1 pseudogene is annotated in these 427 nt (G+C 35.1%); it reads left to right on the top strand.

Features of this window, described 5'->3' with window-relative positions:
- A pseudogene (locus VQ048_RS13100) lies at positions 1–352 on the top strand (conjugal transfer protein TraG); the annotation flags it as partial.
- Positions 353–427 lie beyond the last annotated feature (75 nt).

Below are 427 nucleotides of genomic sequence, written 5' to 3'. Positions count from 1 at the left end.
TAAATCGACTTCGATTAGTACACAAATGGATAGTTTGATACCACCGAGTAAAATATCGAACCTTACACAAGGAATGTTTGTGGGTTCAGTATCGGATAACTTCGACCAGCGCATCGACCAAAAGATATTCCACGCTCAAATTGTAGTAGATAATGAAAAGGTAGCCAAAGAAACTAAAGCCTACAAAAAAATACCTAACATTTTATCCTTTAGTGATGAAGAAATGAAACAACAAGTAGAAGCGAATTACAAGCAAATCAAAGCCGATATTGTAACCCTTGTAGAAAGTGAAATGGAGAGAATTGCTAATGACCCGGATTTACAACATTTGGTTGAGAAGGAAGAGGAATAATTCAATACATTTCAATACTATACGAAGACGGTTCAGAATCATTTGAATCGTCTTTTGTTATAGGTATAAGCTTTC

This window comes from Bergeyella anatis, from assembly GCF_036016955.1.
GTDB lineage: Bacteria > Bacteroidota > Bacteroidia > Flavobacteriales > Weeksellaceae > JAYWXI01.
This window is presented reverse-complemented; position numbering and strand designations above follow the sequence as displayed.